Here is a 25,972-nt window from a genome sequence, read left to right as displayed (position 1 = left end):
GCGTGACCGACACCGCGGAGACAACCGAAGAAGCGCCACCCCAGCAGGCGCCGGCCAAACCGCCGTGGTGGCTTCGCCACTACACGTTCTTCGGTACCGCGGTGGGCCTGGTGTTCCTGTGGTTGTCGATGACCCCTTCGCTGCTGCCCCGCGGCCCACTGTTCCAAGGGCTGGTCAGCGGCGGCGCTGGGGCAATCGGCTACGGCCTCGGCGTTCTCGGCGTGTGGTTGGTGCGCTACATGCGCTCCGCGGAAACCAGCCCAAGGGCACCGAAATGGGCGTGGCTGACTCTGGTGGCGGTCGGCATCGTCGGCCAGATCCTGATAATCATCTGGTTCCACGTGTGGCAGGACGACGTCCGTGACCTCATGGGAGTACCCCGGCTCAAATTCTGGGACCACCCGCTGACTGCCGCCATCTCGATCGTTGTGCTGTTCGCGCTCGTCGAGATCGGCCAGTTGATCGGCAAGCTGGTGCGGTTCCTGGTGCGTCAGCTCGATCGTGTTGCGCCGCCACGAGTTTCGGCGGTAGTCGCGGTTGCGCTGGTGCTCGCGTTGAGCATCGCGCTGCTCAACGGCATCGTGGTTCGGTTCGCGATGGACACCATCAACCGGACGTTCGCCGCGGTCAACGACGAAACCGATCCGGACTTCGCCGCACCGACGTCACGGCTGCGGTCAGGCGGTCCGGAGTCCCTGGTGAGCTGGGAGTCACTGGGCCACCAGGGCCGGGTGTTCACGGCGGCCGGGCCGACGGTCGAACAACTCACCAGGTTCAACGACAAGCCCGCTGTCGAGCCCGTCCGCGCCTACGCCGGACTGCATTCCGCCGACGGCATCGACGCCACCGCCGCGCTGGCCGCGCGGGAACTACAGCGGATGGGCGGCCTGGACCGCCAGGTGATCGCGGTGGCCACCACCACTGGCACCGGTTGGCTCAACGAAGCCGAGGCCTCGGCGCTGGAGTACATGTACAACGGCGACACCGCAATCGTGTCCATGCAGTACTCGTTCCTGCCCAGTTGGCTGTCGTTCCTGGTGGATCAGGAGAATGCGCGTCAGGCCGGCCAAGCCTTGTTCGAGGCGATCGACGCGCTGGTACGCGAAATGCCCGAGCAGCAGCGGCCAAAGTTGGTGGTGTTCGGCGAGAGTCTTGGTTCGTTCGGTGGTGAAGCCCCGTTCCTGGCACTGAACAACCTCATTGCCCGCACCGACGGTGCATTGTTCTCGGGCCCGACGTTCAAGAACACGATCTGGACCGGGCTGACCCGCGACCGCGATCCCGGTTCGCCGGAGTGGTTGCCGATCTACGACAATGGCGAGAACGTTCGGTTCAGCGCGCAAGCCGAGAATCTCAATAGACCCGACAAGCCGTGGGGGCACCCGCGCGTGGTGTACCTGCAGCACGCGTCGGATCCGATCTCGTGGTGGACGCCCGACCTGCTGTTCGCGAAGCCTGACTGGCTGCGCGAAGCGCGTGGCGACGATGTGTCACCACGGATGGAGTGGATTCCGGTGGTGACGTTCCTTCAGGTGTCTGCCGACATGGCAGTGTCGGTCGAGGTTCCCGACGGGCATGGCCACGTCTTCGTCAAGGACGTGGCCAACGCGTGGGCGGCGATCCTGCAACCACCCGACTGGACAGCGGCCAAGACCGAGAAGCTGCGGCCGTTACTGACCAACAACGAAAACGCTTGAGCTAAGCCAACACACCGATCAGCTCGTGATAGCCGCCGACGACGTCGGTGGCCCGGTGCAGGCCGAGATCAAGCAACGCCGCCGCTGCCAGGCTCGACGTATAGCCCTCCGAGCACAGGATCACCCAATACACGTCGTCGTCGACAGCCTGCGGCAGCCGCGCCTCACTCGTCGGGTCGCACCGCCACTCCAGCACGTTGCGCTCGATCACGAGCGCTCCCGCGACCTCCCCTTCCCGGGCCCGTTGCGCAGCCGGACGAATGTCGACAAGCACAGCTCCGTCGGCCAATGCAGCGGGAACCTCCGCGGCGGGCAACCGGTGCAGCCGGGTGCGGGCGGCGGCGAGCACGGCGTCGATACGGCTCATCGTCATCCCTCCGGCGCGTCGGTGAGTTCAGTGCGGTTGCGGCGCAACGTGTTCCGCCCAGTCACTTCGTAGTACGACATGGCGGTCAACGGCGGCGAATAGGCGTGCACGCTCAACGTCGGCCCGGCCACCGGCCCTGGTGCCCGCACCACGTCGTGAACCCAGCCAAGCGGGAACGCCGCCTGACTCCCCGCCGACAAACGTCTGTGGCGCAACGCCTCACCGTCCCAGCGGGTTTCGGCAAGCGATCCGGACACCACGGTGAGCGCACCCAGCGAGCCGCCGTGGTCGTGCAGCTCCGTGGACCGGTCGGGCACCCAGCTGATCAGCCAGACATCCAGCTCGTCGTTACCTTCGAGGCGCGTGTACCAGCGGTCATCGTGCGGCAGCACCCGCAGCAACCGGTCGTAGCGGCCGGACAGCACGTCGTCGGCCGCCCGGTCGGTGGTGTGCAGTAGCTCCGGTAGCCGCAGCCGGGTGGGCGCCGAGACGGAAGGCACGACGGGGCGCGCAATCGTGGAAACAGTGGAAAGCATGCGAAAACTCCAGAAATGACGGAGGGACGAGGGAGGTGATGCGGTGCTCTACCGAGCCCGACAACACTCCTGAAATCCGGTCCCGTCCGTCACGGCGGCAAGTGTTGCATAGATTGGCGGGATGCGCAGTTACACGTGGGCCACGCGATTGACCTCCGGAGCCGTCGCGGCAGCCGGTTTGAGCCTGCTCGTCGGATGCACCTCGGAGGCGGAGAAGGGCCAGCCGGACGCGTCCTCCCCGCCAGAGGCGACCGCCACCACCACAACCGAATCGCAGACTCCTACGGCAGCGCCGGGTGAGGTCGCGGTGTCGCCGGGCGGGGTCACCACGGCCGTCGGCGCCGACGCACAGTCCACCGAAGACGAGTACTTCCAGGCCTGTCACGCCGCGAAAGTCTGGATGGACGAGAAGGGCGGCGACCGCAAGGCACAGATCGAGCCGTACCTGGCGAGCTTGCAGGCTCCAGGTGCGGGGCCCGGCCCGGGCACCTACAACAAGGCCTGGGGGGAGCTGGAACCGGCGCGTCAGGCCGCGGTCATCGTCGCGGTCCAGGCAGCGGCCGACCAGCTGTGCGACTAATTCGAATCACGGTGCGGTAAACCACCGGGCTCGTCCGGTCGGCCGGCGATCCAGGCACGCCCGCGTTCGACGGCGGTGTCCAGTGCCCCGAACACGTGATCGGTGGCGGGCACGATGCCGTCTGCGCCCAGCAAGTCGTCGAGACCGCCGCGCTGCAACACCTCCGCGGTCGCCTTGTCGACGCCGCAGATGAACAGGCGTCCGTTGTTGGCCTTCAACTGGTCGCCCCATCGGCGCATCGCCTTGATCGCCACCGAGGACGGAACGTCGGGCAGCGCACGCAGGCTGAGCACCACGACGGCGTTGGTGGTGCCTTCGGCACGCGGCCAGTCCTCGTCGATGTGGGCCACTTCGGCGAACAGCCCGACGCCGGCGTAGTGCAGGACGGTGACGTCGTTGCTGGCGCACTGCTCGGGAACGGGCACGGTGCGCCAGCCGCCGTTGTCGGGCTCCAGCGAAACCAACTGTGCCGACTTGGAGGCCTTCGCGCAGTAGAGCACCAGCGAGGTGATGACACCGATGAGGATCGCGGTGTGCAGGGGCAGTTGGGTGGTGGCCAGGAACGTGATCACCATGGCCAGCGCGGAAAGCGGGGCCACCCGCAACACGAGCTTGATGTCCTTCCAGCGCCCGACGACGAGTTCGGCGCCGATCACCAGGATGAGGCCACCGATCACCGGCATCGGGATGATCTCGGCGACTGACCCGGCAATCAGTACCAGCAAGGCCAGCCAGATCCCGGCGAAGATGCCGGCCCACCGCGTCTGTGCACCCGCGGAGGTCGCGACCCCGGTACGGGACAGCGACCCACCGGCCGGCAGTGCTCCGAAGAACCCACCGGCAACGTTGGCCGCGCCCTGCGCCAGGAAGTCGCCGTTCATGTTGGTACGGCTGCCGTCGGGATTCGGCACCGCGGCCGAGATGCCTGCGGCCTGCGCGAGCGCGACGAGCGCGACCGCCACGCCGCCGACGATCAACTCCGGCATCGCGGCGAAGTTCGGAACGGTCACGGGGGGAAGCGAATTCATGATGGAGGCGATATCGCCGACGTTTTCGACATCGACTTTTGCTATGGCGACGAAAGCGGTGACAACCACCAGCGCGATCAGCGTCGCGAACGATTCCAGCGGTTTGATGAAGTGGAACACGGCCCAGACCGCGACGGTGCCGAGCGCGACCGCGACCGCGGCCGTTTCCCACATCCCGATGTGGGCCAGTGAATCGATGAACTTGCCGATCGTGTTGCCGCTCTGCGGTTTGTAACCGGTGGCGTCGCCCAGCACCCCGGCGATGATCTGCAGAGCAATGCCAGTGGAGAATCCGGTCATCACTGCGTTTGAGACGAAGCTCATGATCGAGCCGAACTTCAGCAGCCCGAACACCAGCATCACCAAGCCCACGACGATGGCCAGAGCCGCGACGTTGGCCGGGTCGGCCGGAGAGAGCCCGGCATCTTCCAGCACACTGCGCGAGGAGAGCGCGATCGCGCTCGTCAATGTCGTCACCATCAGGACCGTGCGGGAGAAAAGCGAGCCGATGATTCCCGGCACGACGCCCGCGTACAGTCCGGCGACCGGGTTGAACCCGCCGATACTGGCGTAGGCCATGCCTTCAGGGATCGAGAAGAGACCCGTCACCAGGCCAGAGATGGCATCGCGAGGGGTGGGCTTGCCAATTCTGCGGACAGCTCCGGCTGCCTTGGATGGCGTGCTCATATTGATTACCCTGCCACCACAACGCGATTGGCGTGGACTAGTCGAAGATCCGTTACATTTCGACGGCTTCCGATGCTGGTCATCGCGTAGCGCACAATGAACGCATGCGGGTTGCGTTGGCTCTCGGCAGCGGCGGTGCGCGTGGGTATGCGCACATCGGCGTCATCAACGAACTACGCGAACGCGGGTACGACATCGTCGGGATCTCCGGCTCGTCGATGGGTGCGCTGGTCGGCGGCCTGCACGCGGCCGGCAAACTCGACGACTTCGCCGATTGGGCGCGGACACTCACCCAGCGCGCGGTATTACGCCTGCTGGATCCATCGCTCACCGCGGCGGGCATCCTGCGCGCGGAGAAGATCCTCGATGCAGTCCGGGACATCCTCGGCGATGTGACCATCGAGGAGCTGCCCATTCCCTACACCGCAGTGGCGACCGATCTGATCTCGGGCAAGTCGGTGTGGTTGCAACGCGGTCCGGTCGATGCGGCCATCCGCGCGTCGATCGCCATCCCCGGCGTGATCGCACCGCACGTGCTGGCCGGTCGGCTGCTGGGCGACGGCGGCATCCTCGACCCCCTGCCGATGGCGCCGATCGCGGCGGTCAACGCCGATCTGACCATCGCGGTCAGCGTCTCCGGCAGCGACCCCGGCACAGCCGTCTCACCCACCGAACCCCAACCGCGGCCCACCACCGAATGGTTGAGCCGGATGTTGCGCAGCACCTCGGCGGTGCTCGACACCGCCTCGGTACGCAGCGTTCTGGACCGGCCCACCGCGCGGGCGGTGCTGAGCCGGTTCGGCGCATCGATACCGGAGTCCGAAGACGACGCCGCTCAGGACGGCGAGCTGCCGGAAATCCCCGACACCACCGGGGTGCCGCGGCTCGGGAGCTTCGAGGTGATGTACCGGACCATCGACATCGCGCAGGCTGCGCTGGCCCGGCACACGTTGGCGGCCTACCCGCCCGACCTGCTGATCGAGGTGCCCCGCACGGTGTGCCGCAGCCTGGAGTTCAATCGGGCCGCCGAGGTGATCACCATCGGGCAGGACCTGACGGCCCAGGCGCTCGACGGCTGAGCTTCGGCCGATCAGCCCAGGAACGCGGCGATCTCGCCGGCCGCCCGCCGGCCCTGGGCGCGGCCGGCGCGCGCCGAAGGTATCCGGCAGGCAGGGTCCAGCGGGTTGGCGCCGAACGCCGCGAGCGCGTCGTCGTCGGCGAAGATGCCCAATGACCGACCGTGGAAGCCGTCGACCTCCTCGGCCGCGCCGCCACCGAACGGCGATGGTGTCGAACGTCCTTGCGGCACCAACGCCACAACGCTGTCGCAGTCGGCGGCCAGTGCCATGTTGACCGCACTGCCGATGCCGCCGTCCATGAACCGGCGGCCGCCGATCGTCACGACCGGCCACACCCCCGGTACCGCGCAACTGGCCGCGACCGCGTCTACCAGAGACACCGCGGAATCCCGGTCCAGTGTCACCAGTTCGCCGGTGTCGATGTCGACGGCCGAGATCCGCAGGTCGCGGTCGGGCCAGTGATGGGAGGGCAGGCGCTGCGCGATCACCTTGCGCCGTACCGCCGGGTCGATGGTGGCGGTGTTCAATGCAACGGAGCCGATCCCTTGCAGCTTCTGCGCCTTGGTGGTGTTCGGCGTCAGCATCGCATTGAGAAACAGGTCGGTGACGCCGTCGATGCTGACGCCGGGATTCAGCTCGGCCGAGCTGTCTTGCACCTGCCGTTCATACAACTGGTCGAGGCTGAGACCGCTGCCGAGTTGGGCGGCCACCGTCGAACCGGCCGACGTGCCCACCAGCACGTCACTGGCCAACAAAGCCTCCGCCGTATCCGGCATTTCGTCGGCGATGCCCCGCAGAACCCCGGTCTCCCAGGCGATTCCCGCGATTCCGCCGCCGGCCAGCACAAGTGCACGTTTGGAACTCACAGGCAACCAGTGTGCCAGGACTAATGTCGGAACCAGCAGGGCCCGACGAAGGGAACGACATGACAGCCACAATGCGTGCCGAACGCTTCTATGCCGATACCAAAATAGTTGCAGTGGAGGATGTTCCGATCCCGGAGCCGGGCCCGGGCGAGGTTCTGGTGAAAGTGGCGTTCTGCGGGATCTGCCATTCCGACCTGAGCCTGATCAACGGCACGTTCCCGGCGCAGGCGCCGGTGGTGACGCAGGGTCACGAGGCGTCGGGCACCATCGCCAAGCTCGGCCCGGACGTCAGTGGCTGGTCCGAGGGCGACCGGGTGATCGTGGCGGCGGGCCGGCCCTGCATGAGCTGCCCGAACTGCCGCCGCAGCGACGTCGCCAACTGCATGCGCATCCAGTTGATGGCCTTCGCCTATGACGGGGCGTGGGCCGAATACACCCTCGCCCAGGCGATCGGGCTCACCCGGGTGCCCGACAATGTGCCGCTGGAGCAGGCCGCGATCCTGGCCGACGCGGTGTCGACGCCATACGGGGCGGTGGTGCGTACCGGCAAGGTCGGCATCGGCGAGTCGGTCGGGGTGTGGGGGCTCGGCGGTGTCGGCACCCACATCGTTCAGCTCTCGCGACTGGTGGGGGCGGCCCCGCTGGTGGCCGTCGACATCAAACCCGAGGTGCTCGAGCGGGCGTTGGATTTGGGCGCGGACTATGCGTTCGACGCGCGTGACGAGAACCTCGCCGAGGAGATCACCGAAGTGACCGGCGGGCGTGGGCTGGACGTGGCATTCGACGCCGTGGGATTGAGGTCGACGTTCGAGCAGGCGTTGAGTCAACTGACCGTCGGCGGCCGTCTGGTGGCGGTCGGGATGAGCGCCGAGTCGCCGACGGTGGGCCCGACCTCGATGTTCGGCTTGACCCAGAAGCAGGTACTTGGCCATCTGGGCTACCAGAACGTCGATATTTCGACGCTCGCGACGCTGGTTTCCCTGGGCAGGCTGGATCTGTCGCGGTCGATCAGCGAGATCGTGTCGTTGGAGGACGTGGCCGTCGGGATCGACAAGCTGGAGCGTCAGGACGGCAACCCGATCCGAATCCTGGTGCGGCCCTAAGCTTCGCGCAGCCCGGGCGCGGCTTTTCCGGTCAGTAACGGCAGGTCCGGATAGGTGGCGATTCCCGGGGCGGCCGCGCACACCGCAGGTATGGAGTTGACGCAGTGCGCGGCGGTGGACACCACGCCGGGTTCGGCGGAGCCGACGATCAGGGCAGAGCCGGGGCCGTCTTCGGTGACTTCGCCCTGGAATCCTTTGACTATCACGGTGAAGTCCGGGTTTCCGCGGACCTCCATCTCGTAGCGTTGCCCGGCCGGCCCGAAATCCCATGCCGGATCAAGGTTTTCCTCGCCCATCAGCCAGTTGACGGTGACTCGGACGACCGGTTTGTCGTCGACGAGGGCTTCCCAGTGGAACTTTCGTCCCGCGACCTGCCCAGGTTCGATGACGCCGATCGGCGATTCGATGGGCGCGGTCGCCACGGCGATCTCCTGCGTCGCCCGGATCCGCGGATCTGCGTTGAACCCCACCTGGTCGACCACCAGTTTGACGGCCTGGATGAAGCCGCCGTCGAGCAGCTTCTGCATCGGCCCGCTCAGCGCCTTGTCCGGCGTGTCGCCGAACCCCATCACGTGCCGCACCACATCGGGCGCCTCATAGGTGCGCAGGTCGGAGAACTCTTCGGCCCGAACGAATGTCACACCGGTGGACATCGCGGAGAGCAGCAGCGGGAACTTCTCGCTGATGCCGCCCGGCGCGATGCCGGTGCCGTGCAGGGTGGCGTTACCCTCCAGCCCCGCATTCCGCAGTGGGGCGGCCTGCTTGCCGGTGGGATAGAACCAGCCGACCGGGGTGACGACGTTCTTCCCCGAGCGCAGCAGCGCGGCCACTTCATCCGGGTTGGGTAGCAGCGGCGAATAGATGACGGCGTCGGCATCAAGGCCCAGGATGTCGTCGACGCTGTTGGTCGCGACGACGCCCAGCGGTTCGGTCCCGACGATCTCGCCGACGTCCTTGCCGGCCTTGTCCGCCGAGTGCACCCAGCAGCCGACGAGTTCCAGGTCGGGGTGCTCCAGCACGCCCTTGATGGCGGCGACGCCGACGCCCCCGGTTGCCCATTGCACGACCTTGAGCGCCACGCGACCTCCTCGATGGAACTAGAACGCGTTCTACTTTAGGTCTACACCACTGTCCTCGTCAGGAGAAGTGCGACCACGTCGCGCCACGTAGGAAACGACAACGGCCACGATGACGGCCGGCAGAAATGCCGGCAACGTCAGCAACAGCGAATGGTCGGCGAGATAGGTCATACCGTCTCGACGAGATGTCGGGCGGAAGTGTGACTGTCACATTCGCGGCTGCTCCCCCGTCTGGTGAGTATGCAAATGAGATTCATCCAGATCGTCGTTGTAGTGGCCGCGCTGAGCATGCTGGTGACCGGGGTATGGATGCGGATCGACCCGGCGTCTTTCGCGCAGTGGGCCAACTGGCCCAACCACGAACACTTCTTGCACGATGCCGGGGCGTTCCAGATCGGCATCGGGCTGACCATGCTGTTCGCTCTGTGGTGGCATGACGTGATCGCCGTGGTGCTGGCCGGGTTCGTCGTGGCCAACACCCTCCACGCGATCAACCACTTCTTCGACCGGGACGGCGGCAGCCCGTCGGATTGGTGGCAATTGGGCGTGTTCTCACTGCTGGCGGCTGCCGGTCTGGCGGTTCGGATGCGTCAGCTGCGCCTCAAGACGGTGTCCTTGTCCGGAAATCGTTAGCGTCGTATGTTCCTCGACATGGTTAACAAAGTGTTCGTCGTAGGCGTGGGGATGACCAAGTTCGAGAAGCCCGGCCGTCGCGAGGGTTGGGATTACCCGCAGATGGCCAACGAGTCGGGCAACAAAGCTCTCGACGACGCCGGCATTGACTACTCGCAGGTGCAGCAGGGCTATGTCGGCTACTGCTCCGGAGACTCGACGTCCGGCCAGCGCGCCCTCTACGAACTCGGCATGACGGGTATTCCGATCGTCAACGTCAACAACAACTGTTCCACCGGATCGACTGCGCTTTACCTTGCCGCACAGGCGATTCGCGGTGGACTCGCAGATTGCACGATCGCGCTCGGATTCGAGAAGATGCAGCCCGGCTCGCTTGGCGGCGGCGCCGATGACCGGGAGTCGCCGTTGGGCCGGCATGTGAAGGCGCTCGCCGAGATCGACGAGTTCGCGTTCCCGGTGGCGCCGTGGATGTTCGGCGCGGCCGGGCGTGAGCACATGAAGAAGTACGGCTCCACCGCCGAGCACTTCGCGAAGATCGGCTACAAGAACCACAAGCATTCGGTGAACAACCCGTACGCCCAGTTCCAGGACGAGTACACCCTCGACGACATCCTGGGCGCCAAGATGATCTCCGATCCGCTGACCAAGCTGCAGTGCTCCCCCACCTCTGACGGGTCGGGCGCGGCGATCCTGGCCAGTGAGGCGTTCGTCGACAAGCACGGTTTGGCCGCCCAGGCGGTGGAGATCGTCGGGCAGGCGATGACCACCGACTTCGCGTCCACCTTCGACGGCAGCGCCGCCAACATCATCGGCTACGACATGAATGTGCAAGCAGCCCAGCAGGTTTACTCACAATCGGGACTTGGCCCCGAAGAATTCCAGGTCATCGAACTGCACGACTGCTTCTCGGCCAACGAGCTGCTGCTGTATGAGGCTCTCGGCCTGTGCGGTGAGGGTGAGGCTCCCGCGTTGATCGACAACGAGGACACCACCTACGGCGGACGCTGGGTGGTCAACCCGTCGGGCGGGCTGATCTCCAAGGGCCATCCGCTAGGTGCGACGGGCCTGGCGCAGTGTGCCGAGCTGACCTGGCAGTTGCGTGGCACCGCCGACAAGCGCCAGGTCTCGAATGTCACTGCCGCGCTTCAGCACAACATCGGGCTTGGCGGGGCCGCCGTGGTGACCGCCTACCAGCGCGCCGAGCGGTAACTTTCCCTCCGCGAGCAGACGCGAACTCGCACAAATCAAGCGTCTGCAGTGCGCTTTTGCGTCTGCTCGCCAGGAGACTAGAGGGTGATGACCTCGTAGGCACCGTCGGCGTGGCGGGCCCGGATGGTCTTCTTGTCGTACTTGCCCACACTGGTGCGGGGCACCTGGTCGATGAACGCCCAGCGCTCCGGTAGCCACCAGCGAACCACTTTGTCGGCTAGGTACTCTCGCAGTTCCTGGGGGCTCGCGGCGGCGCCTTCGTGCAGCACAACCACCGCCAACGGGCGTTCCTGCCAGCGGTCGTCGGGCACCGCGACGACCGCGGCCTCCAAGACCGCGGGGTGGGCGATCAGGTGGTTCTCCAGCTCAACCGATGAGATCCATTCGCCCCCGGACTTGATCACGTCCCTCGCCCGGTCGGTCAGGGTGACGTAGCCCAGTTCGTCGACGGCGCCGACGTCCCCTGTGCGCAGCCAGCCACTGTCGAATTTCTCGGCGTCGCGGCCCAGGTAGTAGGAACCGGTGATCCATGGCCCGCGGACTTCGACTTCGCCCACCGCCTTGCCGTCGGCCGGCATCGGATTGCCTTCGTCGTCGACGATGCGGACCTCGACGCCGCACATGGGTCGGCCTTGACTGGCCCGCATCGCCCAGTGCCGCTCCTCGGACACCCCCGGCAGCGGCTTGGCCACCGTCGCCAGCGGCGAGGTCTCGGTCATCCCCCAGGCCTGCTGGATATAGACGTCGTACCGCTCCTGGAACGTCTGCATCAGCGATACCGGCACGGCCGAACCGCCGCACGCCACCATCCGGAGTGACGAAATATCATGGCCGGGAGTATTTTCCAGGCAGTTCAGCACGTCGTTCCAGATGGTCGGCACGGCGCCGGCAACTGTCGGCCGCTGCGATTCGATCAACTCGATCAGCGAGGCCCCGTCGAGGAAGCGGTCAGGCATCACCAGGTTCGCACCGGCCATCAACGCCGCATAGGGCAGGCCCCAGGCGTTGGCGTGGAACATCGGCACGATCGGCAGCACCACGTCGCCGCAGCTGACGTCGAGCGCGTTGGCCGTGCAGGTGCTGAGCGAATGCAGGTAACTCGACCGATGGCTGTAGACAACGCCTTTCGGATTGCCGGTGGTTCCGCTGGTGTAACACATTGCGGCCGCCGAATTCTCGTCGACGTCGGGCCAGTCGAACAGCGGGGATTGCCCGTTCACCACCTCGTCGTAGCGCAGCACCGTCTTTCCCGAGGCCTTGAGCGGCGCGAGATCCCCGTCGCCCACCACGATCACGGTGTGCACGGTGTCCAGCAGCGCGAGCACCGGGGCCAACACCGGAACCAGCGAGGAATCGGCGATCACCACGCGGTCCTCGGCCTCATTGGCCACGTAGGCGATCTGCTCCGGCGAGAGCCGGATGTTCAGCGTGTGCAGCACCGCGCCCATGGCGGGCGCCGTCAGGTAGGCGGTCAGATGCTCGGCGTTGTTCCACATGAACGTGCCGACCCGCTCGTCGCCGGTGATGCCGAGCTGCCGCAGCGCATGCGCGAGCCGGGCGGCCTGCTCGCCGACCTCGCGATAGGTGGTGACGCGGTAGCCGCCCTGCCCGGTGGCGGTCGTGACGGTGCGGTCGCCGTTGATGCCGCAGGCGTGCCGCAGGATCGCGGTGATCGTCAACGGCGACTTCTGCATGGTGCTGTCCACGGGCGCGATGCTAACCGTGGCGGCACCCGCTACGGAGCGATTCGACACCTAACGGGTGGTCACGACTGCGGTTAGAGGAGGTCGAGGTCGACGACGGCGGGAACACGGTCGCCGACCAGGTAACCCGGCAGGATGTCGCCGAACTGCTCGATGGCATCTCCGAACGTTGCCCGGTACCGGTCGAACAGGGGCTCAGGCAGCGCGACGGTCACATAGCGGACACCGTCGGTGGCCAGTGTCTGGGCGAGCGGCTGCCAAAGCCGTTCGGCCACACCGCTTTTTCGGCGTGATGGGGTGACGGCGCAGGTCGCCAGTTCGGCGACGCGGATGGGCGACACCGTGGCGAAGAACGCCTGCCAGTCGCGGTAGATCAGGTTCGCCCGGGAAGCGGCGCAAGCAGCGCTGAAGCTGTCGATACCAAGGTCGGGGTCACAGCGCAGCGCCCGCAGAATCCCGATCGGTTTATCGTCGCTGTCGCGTGCCACAAAGAATTCCGACGACTGCTCCCACCGCCGCAACTGACACAGCTCCTCAGCCGCGTCGTCATCGCGGCACGTGTAACCGTTCTCCAGCCCGAAGATCTGATACTCCCAGCGCTTGGCATGCCCGAATCTCTCGTCGGTGTTGGCGATTCGGTCGATCTGCACCACAGGTGCTGACATCGGTCTTCCTCCCTCAGTCGTGGGCGACGCATTCAGCAAACTGCCCGGGAGGGGAAAACGGCGCGGTCAGCCCGCAGTCGAGCTCCAGCACCTGATCGCCCCTCCCCGCCGACATTGCGCTGAATCGCAAGCAACATAAAACAAACCACCGCCCGCGTTGGGGCCTCCGTTTCCGGCCAACTGCACTGAACCGGCCCCCGACGCGTGTTGACCCACTGAACTGTTGCAAACTGCGGCAAACACCCGCAGGCTGGCGCAGTGACCCCCGCCGACCTCGATCTGCCAGTTGATTCCGCCGCCACGCCGGCATGGCCGCGCCGCCCGGACGCACATCCGGGGCACTTTGCTGGGCCGCTGACCGAGTCAGTGCGAAAACTCACTGCTCAGCCGGGAACGAAATGAGTTTCGGAAACGATGTAACGAGAGGACGATGGGCAGTAACCGAGGAGAGGTGCGGTCGATGCGCGTGAAATGGTCCCTGATGGCAGTCGTTGCGGCTGCGATCGGGGTGATGGGCGCGCCGGCGGGCCTCGCCTCCGCCGAGGAAACGGCTCAGCAGGTGATCAGCCGGCTGCAGTCGGAGGGCTACACGGTGAATATCGACCGTCTCGGGACAGCTCCGCTGGACAAGTGCGTCGTCACCAGCGTCCGCAATCCTCAGCAGGTCAGGCAGTGGGTCCCCTACACCGGCCCCGGCCGCAATGGTGACGACCGCGCGCTCGTGGAAGTGGTCACCAGCCAGACCGTGTCGGTGTCACTGAACTGCCAGCGCTGAGCAACTAACCCGAACAGTCCAGCGACACCGTGATCGTGCGGCGCACGACAACCGGAATCAGGTCGAAGTCTTTCTTGCCGTTCTTCCCGATGCGCTCGACGCGGATGAGCTTGGTCTGACTCTGCGGGTTGCGGACGCTGGTGACAGTGCATTGCTCCAACGGCGCGCTGCCCACCCGGTCGACATTGACGTGGAACCCTTGGGCTTCCAGCTGCCCGATGGTCACGATGGCCGACTCGGCCACCGCAGGCCCGGCCGGTGCCAAGATGGCTCCCACTGCCGCCCCCGACGCGGCCAACATGACGATTGATACTCGCATGGCCGTGTCTTCCTTACCTTCTCGCTTACTTGTCGTGTGGTTGTTCACCCTTGTTACGAGCAGCCGAGGTCAACGGTTCAACGAAGGCGAAAGGGCCCGGCCGGATGATCCGGCCGGGCCAATCGATTCGCGGGCTCGCTAGACGCGGGCAGGCTCCTCGACAGCAGAGGGACGTTCGTCGACCATGCTGAGTTCGTCGAACGGATCGTCGCCGCGCAGTACCGCGTCGACCTTGTTCTTGTCGATCGTCTTGGTCCACGAGCCGACCAAGATGGTGGCCACCGCGTTGCCCGAGAAGTTGGTCAGCGCACGCGCCTCGGACATGAACCGGTCGATGCCGACGATCAAGCCGACGCCGTCGAGCAGATCGGGACGGTGGCTCTGCAGACCGCCGGCGAGCGTGGCCAGCCCCGCCCCGGTCACCCCGGCCGCACCCTTGGACGCGACGATCATGAACACCAGCAGGCCGATCTGCTCGGTCACCGACAGCGGGTCGCCAAGCGCGCCGGCGATGAACAGCGACGCCATCGTCAGATAGATCGCGGTGCCGTCGAGGTTGAACGAGTAGCCCGTCGGCACCACCACGCCCACAGTGCTGCGATCCACGCCCAGGTGCTCCATCTTGGCGATGAGCCGGGGCAGGGCCGACTCCGACGACGACGTGGACACGATGAGCAGGTACTCGCGGGCCAGGTAACGGACCAGCTTGAAGATCGACACACCGGCCACCGTCCGCATCAGCAGTCCGAGCACACCGAACACGAACACGGCGCAGGTGAGGTAGAACCCGAGCATCAGGGCCAGCAGCTGCGTCACCGCCGCCCAGCCGGTCTGTCCGACCACGTTGGCGATCGCGCCGAACGCCCCGATCGGTGCCAGCCACAGGATCATCACCAGGACTTTGAACACCAGCTTCTGCAGGTGCTCGATACCGCGCAGGATCGGCTGACCCGCGTCACCCATCGCCTGGAGCGCGAAGCCGACCAGCAGCGCGACGAACAGTGCCTGCAACACGCTGCCCGCTGTCAGCGACGAGAACATCGTCTCCGGGATGATGCCCCGAACGAAGTCCATCAGGCCGCCTGCCTCGTGAGCGGTTTCGGCCAGCTCGGCGCCCTTGCCCACGGCGCCCTCTGACAGGTGCATACCGGTGCCCGGGTGCAGCACATTGCCGACCACCAGACCGATCGCCAACGCGAAGGTGGACATCAGCAGGAAGTAGACGAAAGCCAGCCCACCGACCTTGCCGACGGTGGCAGCTTTACGCACCGACCCGATGCCGAGCACTATGGTGCAGAAGATCACCGGCGCGATCATCATCTTGATCAGGTCGACGAACATGGTGCCGAGCACGCCGACGCTCTTGCCGACGTCGGGAGCCAGAATGCCGATGGCGACGCCGGCCAGCACCGCCACGATCACTGCGATGTAGAGCCAATGCGTGCGGTCACGGCGGCGCGGCGGCGCCGGCTCCGGTTGACGGTCCAGGGTGAGGCTCATCGGGGTTCCTCCAGTTCGACATCGAATGCGGTCTGGAAGTAGGTTCGGCGATGACGTGAGCCAGGTCACGTTTTAGTTCATTACGTTCAGGGACCGGAGGTTGTCGTGGCGCGCTTCTGGCCCCGTTCGTTGGCCGGCCAGGCGATCGCATTACAGGTCATCGTGGTCGCGTTGGTCGTGCTGGCCGGCTCCGCGCTGGCGCTGCTCGACGCGCGCCGCGACGGTGAGGAGGCCGCGCGCCAGCAGGTGATCGGCATTGCCACCGCGCTGGCCGATGCCCCCTCCACCGCGGCGGCCATCGAATCGGGAAGAGCCACCGAAGTTCTGCAGCCGGTCACCGAGGCCGTGCGGACCACCACGGGCATCGCGTTCATCACGATCATGGCGCCGGACCGGACCCGGTTCACCCACACCGATCCGAGCCAGATCGGTGCCGCCTACATCGGCACCATCGAACCCGCTTTGCGCGGTGAGACTTTCAGTGAGGTGTACACCGGAACGCTGGGGCCGTCGGTGCGGGCGGTGGTTCCTGTCCGCGACCCCGACGGGGCCATCGTCGGGCTGGTCTCCGCCGGTATCACCCAACAGACGCTGGCGCAGCGGTGGCGGGCGCAGATCCCGGTGATTGCGGCGGTAACCGCTGCCGCACTGGCTGTTTCACTGGTCGGGGTGTGGGCTATCCGGCGCAGGCTGCTGCGTCAAACCCATGGGCTGCGACCCGACGAGCTGCGCGTGATGTACGACCATCACGACGCGATCCTGCATTCGGTGTCCGAGGGCCTGGTGGTGCTGGACCGTAATGGCGTGGCGTTGGTCAACGATGAGGCGCGACGCCTGCTGGGCTTGCCGCCCGGCCCGGTCAAACCGACGGATCTGCCGGAGTTCCTGCGATGCCACGATCCGGGCGCCCGCGACGAGCTGCACGTCACCAACGAGCGGGTATTGGTGGTCAACCGCGCCCCCGTCGTCGATTCGCGGTCCGAGGTCGTCACCATCCGGGACCGCACCGAATTGCAAGGTGCGCTGGGCGAACTCAGCTCGTTGCAGGTGCTCGCCGACTCGCTGCGGGCCCAAGCCCACGAATCAGCCAACAAACTGCACACCGTGGTCACCATGGTGGAGATGGGCCGCCCCGAGGAGGCGGTCCGCTTCGCCACCAGTGACCTGGAGCTGTCCCAGCGGCTGGTCGACCGGCTCTCCCAGTCCGTCGGCGAACCTGCGCTGGTGGCCCTGCTGCTCGGCAAGACGGCACAGGCCGACGAGCGCGGGATCACGCTGACCGTCACCGAAGACACTCAATTGCCGGCCGAGACCGTCCTGTCCGGGCAGGAGATGATCACCGTGCTGGGTAACCTGATCGACAATGCGATGGACGCCTGCGACCGCGACGATCCGTGGGTCGAGGTCACCGTGACCCAGGATGACACGGAGCTGATGGTCCGGGTGGCCGACAGCGGTGCGGGTATGGATCCAGCGACCTTCGAAAAGGCCATGCAGCGAGGCTATTCCACGAAGTCCGGGGACTCCGCGGGTCACGGGCTCGGGTTGGCGTTGGTGGCGCAGGTGGTCAACAAGCACGGTGGCACGCTGCACGCTGATGTGACCTATGGGTCCGTGGTGACGATCACGGTGCCCCGATGAGCGCTTGCGCGAAGAGCAAAGGGCCGCGATGAGCGCTTGTGCGAAGAGCCGAGAACCACAGTGAGACATCCCTCAGGCGCCCGCTTCGCCGAGATTGAAACCAGGGACGAAATCCGCGCCGAATCTGTCCCTGAGTGCAATCTCGGCAGTGCACTGTCAGCCGGACCAACGCGATGACCACCATTTCCGTCCTCATCGTCGAGGACGACCGGCTGATCGCCGAGGCACATCACACCTATCTTGCTCGGCTAGAAGGCTTCTCGACGGCGGCCGTGGTGCATACGGCACGCGACGCCATGCGCGCCGCGGCAGAGGCCGCCGCCTCGGAGCATCCGATCGACCTGGTGCTGCTGGACATCGGCCTGCCCGATGCCAGCGGAATCTCGTTGGCGTCCGGACTGTCCGGCCTGCAGCCCGCGCCGGACATCATCGCGATCACCTCCGAGCGCGACCTCGAGATGGTCCGCGCCGCGGTGGCGCACGGGGCGCTGGCCTACCTGCTCAAGCCGTTCACGTTCGCGGCGTTCCGCGACCGGCTGGAACGCTACCGCCGCTACCGCTCGGCGCTGCCTGCCGGTACGGATGCCGCCAGCCAGGCGGAGGTCGACCGTGCGATGGCCGAGTTACGCGGTGCACCAGACAAATCCGTCGCACCCAAAGGTGCTGCGCCGCAGACCACCGACGACATCGCCCGTGCGGTTCGGGATGAGCCCGATGGATTGACCGCCGACGAGGTGGCCAAGCGCGTCGGGGTGTCTCGGGTGACGGCGTGGCGGTACCTGGAGCGACTGGCCGACGACGGGACCGTCACCCGCAGCACCGAGTACGGCAAGGCGGGCCGTCCCCGCACCCGTTATCAATGGCGCTGACCCTTCCGCGAGCAGATGCGCCTACGCGTCTGTTCGGCGGATGAAAGACGCCGGCGGAACCGGATCAGGCTCCGGCGGGCTCCAGTGCGGGCAGCTCGGGAAACGCGGCCGGCTCGGTCCGTACCAGCTGTGAGTACAGGGCGGGCAGCGCGGCGGCGACGTCGAATGCGTTGACGTGGCCGGTGTAATCGGCAATGTAGACGCGTGCGCCGTCATGGCGCACCGCAACGGCCGCGGGCTGCGCGCCCACGTCGATGCTGCCGAGGACCTCGTTGGTCAGCGTGCACAGCACGATGACGCGGTCGTAGTCGACAACATACGCGCGGGTCGCATCCGGGCTCAGAACCAATTGCGTAGGTGCTCCGCCGATCTCGACGTCACCGACAACTGCGGCGCCCGCCAGATCGACAATGTGCACCACACCACGACGCTGCCGGTCCGAGGTCAGTACGTAGGCGGTGCCGTCGGCACCGAGCGCGATGTCCCGGATCGGCGCACCGATCCACACGGTCGCCTCGGCCTGAGCGGTCTCGGTGTTGATGGTGACCACGCGGCTGCCACGCGAATCCGAGGTCGCGGCATACAGGCGCTTGCCGCTGGGATCCACGCGCAGCGCATCCAGGCTGACGCCGTCACCCGAGGCGATGTCGATGGTGCCGACCCGCTCGGCGGTGGTGTCGATGACGGCGATGTCGACGCGGTCGTGGCTGCTGCGACCGGCGAACAGCCGCTTGCCGTCGGGGCTCATGGCGAGCGCGGTCACGGACATCGCCAGCGGATACTCGGCGAGCACCGCACCGGTGATGGTGTCGACGACGACGATCGCGTCGTGCGCCGACGAGGTGACGCTGACGTAGGCGCGGTCGTCGGCGGCGGCGACCGCGAACGGCTCCCCGCCCAGGCGCACCGAACCCACCACGCCCAACGTGTACGGGTTGATGACGGTGAGGCAGTCGGCGGCGGAGTTGGTCACCACAATGGTCTCGCGGTCGGCGTCCACGGCGATGTCACCGACGGGACCGCGACCGACCTCCACCAGGCCCGCCACGTCGACGTCGTCGAGAACACCGTCGAACGTGACACTGCCTGCCGTCGGTTGCTCGGGAGCGGCCTCGCGCCGCACGACATTGCGTACTGCGCGCAGGAAGTTCTTTGCCATGGTCATCGGCACCTCCGCCGGCATGGCGTTCACCGGCACTAGATTTCAGGTAAGACTTGCGCCAGGAAGGCGCGGTTGCATCGATTCTAGCGACGAAAATGACTGTCCTGGGATAGCTGAACAGCGAATGACTAGCCTGGGCCGAACTTTTCTCAGAGCGTGCTTAGGAAATTCTTCGTTATCCGTTTGTTATGTTTTTGTCGCAATACGTTAAATCCCGGTTACCAGGTTGGATGCCTACATCGGCAACGACATTTCCCGAACCGGACCGATGCGCGGGCACGATAAATTCTTACCATTTGCCGCCAGAATGAGCGATAAATCACACCACGACACGTCAGCAAACTTTTCCGGCCGTCGCGCCGGACGACTCCGCTACACGCCTGACCACATGTTACCGATGTGAAAGATGTGCCTCGGCGGACCGGTTGTTCGCTGTTCACTCTCCGATAACCGCCACACCGGCCGTCGCATAGTCACACAGGTCACAGCAGTACCTCCTGCCGATGGTGCTCAGTTTGCCAGGTGGCGCCGGGCCGATTGCCTCATCGACCACATTGGCCACATCGGCCCGCCCCCTGATGCGCACCAGACCCACCAGCCACTTCAGTCGCGTCAGCCTCAGACCGGCTGTTCACCGCCCTGATAAGGCCCTTATGCGCAGCGCACCATTTCTGGCGAACAACGACGACCGACACACTCGCAGCCGCCGAGTGTGCCGAGCCATACGGCCTACGCGGCGAGTCGCGTACGAACCCGCACGCTCGCGTAGGAAACCGCGCTCAGGCAGCGGCCGGTGCCACCTGTCTCAGCCGCAGCGCCGCCGCGGTGGCAGGGCCGACGATGCCATCGACCTTCAGCCCTCCGGCACGACGCTGGAAGGCCTTGACGGCGGCCTCGGTCAACGGACCGAAGATGCCGTCAACCGCGAGATCCGCAGCCCCCGCCGCGTTGACGGCGTTGAGCCGGCGCTGCAGTTCGGCGACTTGGGCTCCTTCCATCGGTCGGAAGAGCAGGAAGTCGGCGAACTCCCCCACCGGGACGGGCGGCCGCGGGGTGGGAGCCGGATTGTCGATCCCGCCGATCCGCTCCTGGATGTCTGCCCGCAGGATGTCCATGTCGATGGCGCCCGGATCCCACTTGCCCTGAGCACGGCCCGCGTACTCCTTGTGTCCGATGGTGCGCGAAGAACTCTGCGCCAGGCGTCGATTGATCGCTGCACAACACTGGGTCAGCGCGAAATATTGTGCGTCCGGCCAGTTTTGCCGATGTGGCGCCGTCGGGCTGGTACCGCTGTTGGCGCACTCGATGCCGATCAGATGCCAGTTGCCCATATTCGTCGGTATCCACGGATACATTCCGATGCCCGCGTGCCACGCCACACCGAGCGCCACCAGTGTCACCGTGCCGTCGCGCGCGATGTGCAGTTGCGACAGCGGCCCGGCGAGATCGGGACGACCGGTGGCTATCGACGCAGCGCTGGCGGTGTCGGATCCGGTGTGGTGCACCATCACACCGCGGATGTCCTTGAAGTCGCCGTGCCCACGGGTACGCCAGCCGGAATACTCGACGAGGTTGACGCCCTCGGCCCGAAGTACGTCGGCGAGCCAAACCGGGTCACCGGTCCACGGTCCCGTCTGCGGCACGGTGAATCCTTTCGGTTGCAGCAACTATTGCGTGCATCAATGCTACGCCGCGCATCTGTGACCATCCGGGCCGGGCGAATTGATCCAGATCAGTTATGCGTCAATATTTTTCCTCATGATGACATCGGCCTGTCAGCCGTCGGACGACCGTTCGCGGCCATCCACGACAGCTAATCTATCCGTTCGAGCCGAAGCACAGTTGTCCCGCGTGTCGGTCGCCGAATGTGCGAGCATCTGCGGATGGACACGCAGGACGATCCCGAGGCGCGCATCCGCGACCTGGAACGCCCGCTCGCAGATGCCGCGCGAGCTTCGGAGCTCGGCACCGCACATGACACGGGATTCGTCCGCCCGCCACCGACACGGCCGTGGACAGACACCTTCCCACCGCCGCCGCCCGGACCTGCCGCGCCGTGGCCGGGTTACGCGGATCATTTCCCCGCGCCACCGCCTCAGCAGCACAAGAGATCCGGTGGCGGCCTCCTGATGGTGCTGGGAGCGGTGATCGCGTTCATGTTCACCGCGGGCATCGCGGCCTACATCATGTTCGCCGGGAGTACCGCTGAGGGCGGCAGCGCCGCGGGTGAGACGAACACCCGTGAAAGCCGTGCGGCGCAGCCGCCGGCGGCGCTGCCTACGGTGATCCCGCCGGAGACCGTCACCACCGTGGTGCCCGGTGAGGCGGTCATCGTGTCAGGCATCGAGGAGCACCGGACCATCGAGTGCGACGGGAACGCCGTAATCGTCAGCGGTATCGAGAACACCGTGGAGATTACCGGTCACTGCCCGAGCGTGACGGTCTCCGGGATCCAGAACACCATCACGGTCGACTCGGCCGACACCATCGGCGTCTCGGGCTTCGAGAACCGGGTCACGTTCCACACCGGGCAGCCGCAGATCGGCAATTCCGGGATGTCGAATACGGTCCAGCAGGGCTGATCCGGCCGAAACCTAAGGCGTGCGCGCGAGATCGTCGAGAAACTTCACAATCTCCTCGACCAACGGTGTCGGGTTGTCTTCGGGCACCCAGGCATACGAGTCGTCGATGAACACGAGCTGCGCTCGCGGCATCGTATCGGCCAGTCGCCGAGCACCTTCGGCGGGAAAGAATCGCTCCTCGCGCGGCCAGACGATCAGCGCCGGACGTCGGTAGTCGGCCAACTGTGGCGAGTAGCGCGCGAGGTAGGTGGGTGACAGCCCTTCGAGGAATCGTCGAAAGTCCTTGCGTACCAAATTGTCTGTCCGCAGTGGACGCAAATAGTCGGCCATGATGTCGCGCGGCATGGCTCGTTTGGTCGCGCCGCCGTAGGTGACCGGCAGTCGCTGGAAGGGTTTGAATCCGATCGCGGCCGACTGTAGCGCCGCCGCCCCGGGCAGCGAGATCATCTTGGTCAGAACCTTTGTCGGCCACGGGTCGGAGTCGAAGGCGTTGGTTGCGACGAGCACGAGGGCGCTGACCCGCTCCGGATTCGACGCGGCGACGACCTGGGCGATGTCACCGCCGTATCCATTTCCGACCAGCACCGCCTGCTCGATGCCGAGCGCGTCGAGCAGGTCGACGACAGTGCGCGCCAACCCGGGCAGCGTCAGGTCGGCATCCGGGACGGCGGGCGAATGCGAGCCGAGCGGTAGGTCGGGGGCGATGCACCTGACGTCGTCACCGAGTCCGCCGGCGATATGACGCCAGACACGACCGTTGGCGACGAGTCCGTGCAGCAGCACAACGGGCACACCGCGGCCGCTCTCCCGCAGCCCGATCGGACCACACGGCAACTGGACGAGGCGGCGGGACGTGAGTGCGGCCATGGCGCGTCCTCTCAGTCATCAGGCATCCAACAAAATAGATACAGACTGTATGGAAACATGAAAGAACGCGAACATCAATACATACAGGCTGTTAAAATTCTCCGATGAACGGCGCACCTCGCGACGGGCGGGAACAGCGCAGCGAATCCACGCGGTCGGCCCTGGTAGCGGCGGCGCGCGAGTTGTTCGTCCAGCGGGGGTATGCCGCGGTGTCGACGGGCGACATCGCGCGCGCCGCAGCCGTGACGCGTAACGCGCTCTACTACCACTTCCCCACGAAGGAAGCCGTCTTCCGCGCGGTGTACGAGAACGTCGAACGGGAACTCGCAGAGCGGGTGATGCCTGCGGCCCTGGCGCACGTCCGCGTGCGCGACCAACTCGAGGCCGGCATCGAGGCCTTCCTCGACGGCTGCCTGGATCCCACGGTGGCCAGGGTGAGCATTCTGGAAGCGCCTGCGGCGCTCGGGTTCCCACAGATGCGCGAGATCGACAACCGGAATTATCTCAGCGTGCTGCGAGACGGCATCAGCGCAGCCATCGCCACCGGGGAATTACCCGAACTCCCTGTCGACGCCCTGGCCTCCATGCTCATCGGCGCACTCGACGAAGCCGCACTGCTCATCGCGACCGCCGACGACCCCAGCAAGGCTCGACGCGAGGCGGGTGTAGTGGCACTGGCCTTGGTCGCCGGCCTGTTCGGCCGGTAGGCCGAAGCGCCTACGGTCACAGCACTTTCGACAGGAACTCCTGCAGTCGCGGATGTTTGGGGTTGTCGAACACCTCGGCCGGGCTGTCGTCCTCGACGATCTTCCCGTCCGCCATGAAGAGCACCCGGGAGGCCACCTCGCGGGCGAAGCCCATCTCGTGGGTGACGACCACCATCGTCATCCCGCCCTCGGCCAGCGCGCGCAGCACCTCGAGCACATCGCCGACCATCTCCGGGTCAAGCGCGCTGGTGGCCTCATCGAACAGCATGATCGACGGATTCATCGCCAGGGCCCGAGCAATGGCGACGCGCTGCTTCTGGCCACCGGACAAGGTGGCGGGCTTGTCGTGCGCCTTCTCCGCCAGACCCACCTGATCGAGTAGTTCCATTGCGCGCTTCTCGGCGGCGGACTTGTCCATCTTCTTCGTCAGCAGCGGTGCGAGCGTGACGTTTTCGATCGCCGTCATGTGCGGGAACAGGTTGAAATGCTGGAATACCATACCGATGTGCTGGCGGACCTTGTCGAGGTCCACCTTCTTGTCGGTGAGGTCGAACTCGTCGACGGTGACCTTGCCGCCGGTGATGTCCTCGAGCTTGTTGAGGCAGCGCAGGAACGTGGACTTGCCGGACCCGGAAGGTCCGATGACACAGACGACTTCACCCTTGGTGATGGTGGTGTCTATTCCGTCGAGGACCACCAGGTCGCCGAACGACTTCTTCAGGCCCTCGATGCGGATCTTGACGGTTCCTTCGGGTTCGGCCGCCGCGGCTTCCGGTACGAGCTGGGTCATTTCACGAGCCTCTTCTCAACTCGGTCAGACAACTTGGTGAGCGTCATGATGACGACGAAGTAGATGATGCCGATGATCAGCCACATGGTGAACGACTGGAAGTTACGGGCGATGATGATGCGCCCGGTCTGGGTCAGCTCGGCGATGCCGATCACCGAAAGGATCGAGGTGTCCTTCAACGTGATCACGAACTGGTTGATGTAGGACGGGATCATGGTTCGAATGGCTTGCGGCAGAATCACTTTGCGCATCGTGGGCAAGTATCCGATGCCGAGGCTGCGGGACGCCTCCATCTGGCCCTTGTCCACCGATTGAATCCCGCCGCGCACGATTTCGGTCATGTACGCGCCGGCGTTGAGCGAGAGGGTGATGATGCCTGCCGTCAGCGCCGACATCTGGAAGCCGAGCGCCGATGGGATGCCGAAGTAGATGAAGAACGCCTGCACCAGAAGTGGTGTGCCACGGAAGATGTCGACGTAGGTGGTGCCGATGGCGCGCAGCCAGATGTGCCGCGACACCCGGCACAGACCGAAGATTATGCCGAGTACCAGTGCGATGGCGATCGAGACGACCGTCAGGATGATGGTCATCTTGAGGCCGACCATCAGGATCGGGAACGTGCTCTTGAGCAGGCCGAGGAATGAGTTGTCGGTGTCGACCGCGTCCTCACCCAGATAGGTCTCGAGGATCTCCTCGTAGCGACCGGATTCCTTGAGGCTCGCCAGACCCGCATTGAACTTCTGCAGCAGCTCGCCGTTGCGGCCCTTGTTCACCGCGAAGCCGTAGCTTGCGCCCTGCTCCTTCGGGGTGACGCTCTTGAACCCGTTGCCCTGTGCGATGCCGTACTGCAACACCGGGTAGTCCTCGAACACGGCCTGCGAGTTGCCGGTGCGGACCTCGTCGAACATCGACGCCGAATCGGCGAAGTACACGGTGCTGAAGCCGTACTTCTCCTTGATCGACTCGGCGAACTCCGCGCCTTCGGTTCCGTTCTTCACCGCAACGCGCTTACCGCGCAGGTCTTCGTAAGACGTGATGTCCTCGTTGGCCTCCAGCACCGCCATCTGCACGCCGGACTCGAAGTACGGGTCCGAGAAGTCGAACACCTTCTTCCGGTCCTCGGTGATCGACATGCCGGCGATGACGCCGTCGGCCTGATTGGCTTGCACGGCTTGCAATGCCGCGTCGAATCCGAGCGGTTTGATGGTGACGTTGAACTTCTGGTTTGCGGCGATCTCGTTGAGGAGGTCGATATCGATGCCCACGAATTTGCCACTGGCATCTTGGAATTCGAACGGTGCGAATGTGATGTCGGTCGCGATGACGTACGTCTCGCCCTCGGCCGACGCGGTCGCCGGGGCAAGCAGCGACGTCCCCAGAAGCCCGATGAGCAGGGCCGCGACGAGCGCGAGCAAACGGGCAGGCGTGTGCGAACCTGATCGTCGATTGTGAACGTGCTGTGGCCAACCGGCTCGCATGTGCGACTCCCATCATTGCGGCAGTGCGGGCCGCCTCACCGTATCGTCAC

General features: G+C 65.7%; 25 protein-coding genes. 11 read left to right on the top strand and 14 right to left on the bottom strand.

Annotation, left to right across the window (positions count from 1 at the left end):
- Nucleotides 1-2 precede the first annotated feature (2 nt).
- Nucleotides 3-1,697 (top strand): alpha/beta hydrolase, encoded by a 1,695-nt coding sequence (locus ABQF30_RS21770; RefSeq protein WP_448467619.1) that lies wholly within the window; start codon nt 3-5, stop codon nt 1,695-1,697.
- Nucleotide 1,698: 1 nt separating this feature from the next.
- On the opposite strand, the gene ABQF30_RS21765 is transcribed toward ABQF30_RS21770, so the two are convergent.
- Nucleotides 1,699-2,064, bottom strand: coding sequence for a rhodanese-like domain-containing protein (locus ABQF30_RS21765; RefSeq protein ID WP_448467617.1), 366 nt, complete (start codon nt 2,062-2,064; stop codon nt 1,699-1,701).
- 2 nt (nt 2,065-2,066) lie between these two features.
- Nucleotides 2,067-2,600, bottom strand: a complete 534-nt coding sequence (locus tag ABQF30_RS21760) for a cysteine dioxygenase (RefSeq protein ID WP_448467615.1) — start codon at nt 2,598-2,600, stop codon at nt 2,067-2,069.
- Between the two features lie 121 nt (nt 2,601-2,721).
- Here ABQF30_RS21760 and lpqV point away from each other — a divergent pair, with 121 nt between their 5' ends.
- Nucleotides 2,722-3,180 (top strand): lipoprotein LpqV, encoded by a 459-nt coding sequence (gene lpqV / locus ABQF30_RS21755; protein ID WP_448467613.1) that lies wholly within the window; start codon nt 2,722-2,724, stop codon nt 3,178-3,180.
- On the opposite strand, the gene ABQF30_RS21750 is transcribed toward lpqV, so the two are convergent.
- Nucleotides 3,177-4,895: a SulP family inorganic anion transporter gene (locus ABQF30_RS21750; RefSeq protein ID WP_448467611.1), complete on the bottom strand. Its 1,719-nt coding sequence runs from the start codon at nt 4,893-4,895 to the stop codon at nt 3,177-3,179. The genes lpqV and ABQF30_RS21750 overlap by 4 nt on opposite strands.
- Before the next feature lie 104 nt (nt 4,896-4,999).
- On the opposite strand from ABQF30_RS21750, the gene ABQF30_RS21745 reads away from it, so the two are divergent.
- Nucleotides 5,000-5,974: a patatin-like phospholipase family protein gene (locus ABQF30_RS21745; protein ID WP_448467609.1), complete on the top strand. Its 975-nt coding sequence runs from the start codon at nt 5,000-5,002 to the stop codon at nt 5,972-5,974.
- Between the two features lie 11 nt (nt 5,975-5,985).
- On the opposite strand, the gene ABQF30_RS21740 is transcribed toward ABQF30_RS21745, so the two are convergent.
- Nucleotides 5,986-6,840: a patatin-like phospholipase family protein gene (locus ABQF30_RS21740; RefSeq protein ID WP_448467607.1), complete on the bottom strand. Its 855-nt coding sequence runs from the start codon at nt 6,838-6,840 to the stop codon at nt 5,986-5,988.
- Between the two features lie 59 nt (nt 6,841-6,899).
- On the opposite strand from ABQF30_RS21740, the gene ABQF30_RS21735 reads away from it, so the two are divergent.
- The gene (locus tag ABQF30_RS21735) at nt 6,900-7,943 is read left to right on the top strand and encodes a zinc-binding dehydrogenase (RefSeq protein WP_448467605.1); all 1,044 of its coding nucleotides are present in this window, start codon (nt 6,900-6,902) and stop codon (nt 7,941-7,943) included.
- Here ABQF30_RS21735 and ABQF30_RS21730 read toward each other — a convergent pair.
- Nucleotides 7,940-9,022, bottom strand: coding sequence for an NAD(P)H-dependent amine dehydrogenase family protein (locus tag ABQF30_RS21730; protein WP_448467603.1), 1,083 nt, complete (start codon nt 9,020-9,022; stop codon nt 7,940-7,942). The genes ABQF30_RS21735 and ABQF30_RS21730 overlap by 4 nt on opposite strands.
- A gap of 246 nt (nt 9,023-9,268) precedes the next feature.
- Here ABQF30_RS21730 and ABQF30_RS21725 point away from each other — a divergent pair, with 246 nt between their 5' ends.
- Together ABQF30_RS21725 and ABQF30_RS21720 are read left to right on the top strand one after the other, a co-directional pair.
- A complete protein-coding gene (locus tag ABQF30_RS21725; RefSeq protein WP_448467601.1) occupies nt 9,269-9,655 on the top strand; it encodes a hypothetical protein in 387 nt (128 codons plus the stop codon).
- A gap of 18 nt (nt 9,656-9,673) precedes the next feature.
- Nucleotides 9,674-10,864, top strand: a complete 1,191-nt coding sequence (locus ABQF30_RS21720; RefSeq protein WP_448467599.1) for a lipid-transfer protein — start codon at nt 9,674-9,676, stop codon at nt 10,862-10,864.
- 77 nt (nt 10,865-10,941) lie between these two features.
- On the opposite strand, the gene ABQF30_RS21715 is transcribed toward ABQF30_RS21720, so the two are convergent.
- Nucleotides 10,942-12,570: a long-chain fatty acid--CoA ligase gene (locus ABQF30_RS21715; RefSeq protein ID WP_448467597.1), complete on the bottom strand. Its 1,629-nt coding sequence runs from the start codon at nt 12,568-12,570 to the stop codon at nt 10,942-10,944.
- Between the two features lie 71 nt (nt 12,571-12,641).
- Nucleotides 12,642-13,232: a GNAT family N-acetyltransferase gene (locus ABQF30_RS21710; RefSeq protein ID WP_448467595.1), complete on the bottom strand. Its 591-nt coding sequence runs from the start codon at nt 13,230-13,232 to the stop codon at nt 12,642-12,644.
- A 460-nt stretch (nt 13,233-13,692) separates the two neighbouring features.
- On the opposite strand from ABQF30_RS21710, the gene ABQF30_RS21705 reads away from it, so the two are divergent.
- Nucleotides 13,693-14,007: a hypothetical protein gene (locus tag ABQF30_RS21705; RefSeq protein WP_448467593.1), complete on the top strand. Its 315-nt coding sequence runs from the start codon at nt 13,693-13,695 to the stop codon at nt 14,005-14,007.
- A 4-nt stretch (nt 14,008-14,011) separates the two neighbouring features.
- On the opposite strand, the gene ABQF30_RS21700 is transcribed toward ABQF30_RS21705, so the two are convergent.
- Complete coding sequence (locus ABQF30_RS21700; RefSeq protein ID WP_448467591.1) at nt 14,012-14,326, bottom strand: hypothetical protein; 315 nt, start codon at nt 14,324-14,326, stop codon at nt 14,012-14,014.
- A gap of 138 nt (nt 14,327-14,464) precedes the next feature.
- A complete protein-coding gene (locus ABQF30_RS21695) occupies nt 14,465-15,826 on the bottom strand; it encodes a cation:dicarboxylate symporter family transporter (protein ID WP_448467589.1) in 1,362 nt (453 codons plus the stop codon).
- A gap of 105 nt (nt 15,827-15,931) precedes the next feature.
- On the opposite strand from ABQF30_RS21695, the gene ABQF30_RS21690 reads away from it, so the two are divergent.
- Nucleotides 15,932-17,467: a sensor histidine kinase gene (locus ABQF30_RS21690; RefSeq protein ID WP_448467587.1), complete on the top strand. Its 1,536-nt coding sequence runs from the start codon at nt 15,932-15,934 to the stop codon at nt 17,465-17,467.
- 173 nt (nt 17,468-17,640) lie between these two features.
- The gene (locus tag ABQF30_RS21685; RefSeq protein ID WP_448467585.1) at nt 17,641-18,336 is read left to right on the top strand and encodes a response regulator; all 696 of its coding nucleotides are present in this window, start codon (nt 17,641-17,643) and stop codon (nt 18,334-18,336) included.
- 64 nt (nt 18,337-18,400) lie between these two features.
- Here ABQF30_RS21685 and ABQF30_RS21680 read toward each other — a convergent pair whose 3' ends face one another.
- Together ABQF30_RS21680 and ABQF30_RS21675 are read right to left on the bottom strand one after the other, a co-directional pair.
- Nucleotides 18,401-19,519: an MmpL3/TtfA transport complex stabilizer gene (locus ABQF30_RS21680; RefSeq protein ID WP_448467811.1), complete on the bottom strand. Its 1,119-nt coding sequence runs from the start codon at nt 19,517-19,519 to the stop codon at nt 18,401-18,403.
- A 758-nt stretch (nt 19,520-20,277) separates the two neighbouring features.
- Complete coding sequence (locus ABQF30_RS21675) at nt 20,278-21,141, bottom strand: peptidoglycan recognition protein family protein (RefSeq protein ID WP_448467583.1); 864 nt, start codon at nt 21,139-21,141, stop codon at nt 20,278-20,280.
- Nucleotides 21,142-21,381: 240 nt separating this feature from the next.
- Between ABQF30_RS21675 and ABQF30_RS21670 the strand changes: the two genes are divergently transcribed.
- Nucleotides 21,382-22,080: a DUF3060 domain-containing protein gene (locus ABQF30_RS21670; RefSeq protein ID WP_448467581.1), complete on the top strand. Its 699-nt coding sequence runs from the start codon at nt 21,382-21,384 to the stop codon at nt 22,078-22,080.
- Between the two features lie 12 nt (nt 22,081-22,092).
- Here the strand turns inward: ABQF30_RS21670 and ABQF30_RS21665 are convergent, their stop codons facing one another.
- Nucleotides 22,093-22,947, bottom strand: a complete 855-nt coding sequence (locus ABQF30_RS21665; protein ID WP_448467579.1) for an alpha/beta fold hydrolase — start codon at nt 22,945-22,947, stop codon at nt 22,093-22,095.
- A gap of 104 nt (nt 22,948-23,051) precedes the next feature.
- On the opposite strand from ABQF30_RS21665, the gene ABQF30_RS21660 reads away from it, so the two are divergent.
- The gene (locus ABQF30_RS21660) at nt 23,052-23,654 is read left to right on the top strand and encodes a TetR/AcrR family transcriptional regulator (RefSeq protein ID WP_448467577.1); all 603 of its coding nucleotides are present in this window, start codon (nt 23,052-23,054) and stop codon (nt 23,652-23,654) included.
- Nucleotides 23,655-23,670: 16 nt separating this feature from the next.
- On the opposite strand, the gene ABQF30_RS21655 is transcribed toward ABQF30_RS21660, so the two are convergent.
- Nucleotides 23,671-24,444, bottom strand: coding sequence for an amino acid ABC transporter ATP-binding protein (locus tag ABQF30_RS21655; protein ID WP_448467575.1), 774 nt, complete (start codon nt 24,442-24,444; stop codon nt 23,671-23,673).
- Nucleotides 24,441-25,922 carry an amino acid ABC transporter substrate-binding protein/permease gene (locus tag ABQF30_RS21650; RefSeq protein WP_448467573.1) on the bottom strand — a complete coding sequence of 494 codons (1,482 nt, stop codon included), beginning with the start codon at nt 25,920-25,922 and terminating at the stop codon, nt 24,441-24,443. Before ABQF30_RS21650 ends, ABQF30_RS21655 begins: the two co-directional genes overlap by 4 nt.
- Nucleotides 25,923-25,972: the final 50 nt, after the last annotated feature.

The sequence above is a fragment of the Mycolicibacterium sp. XJ870 genome (assembly GCF_053483975.1).
The sequence above is the reverse complement of the archived record's forward strand: the minus strand, read 5'-3'. Positions and strand labels throughout refer to the sequence as shown.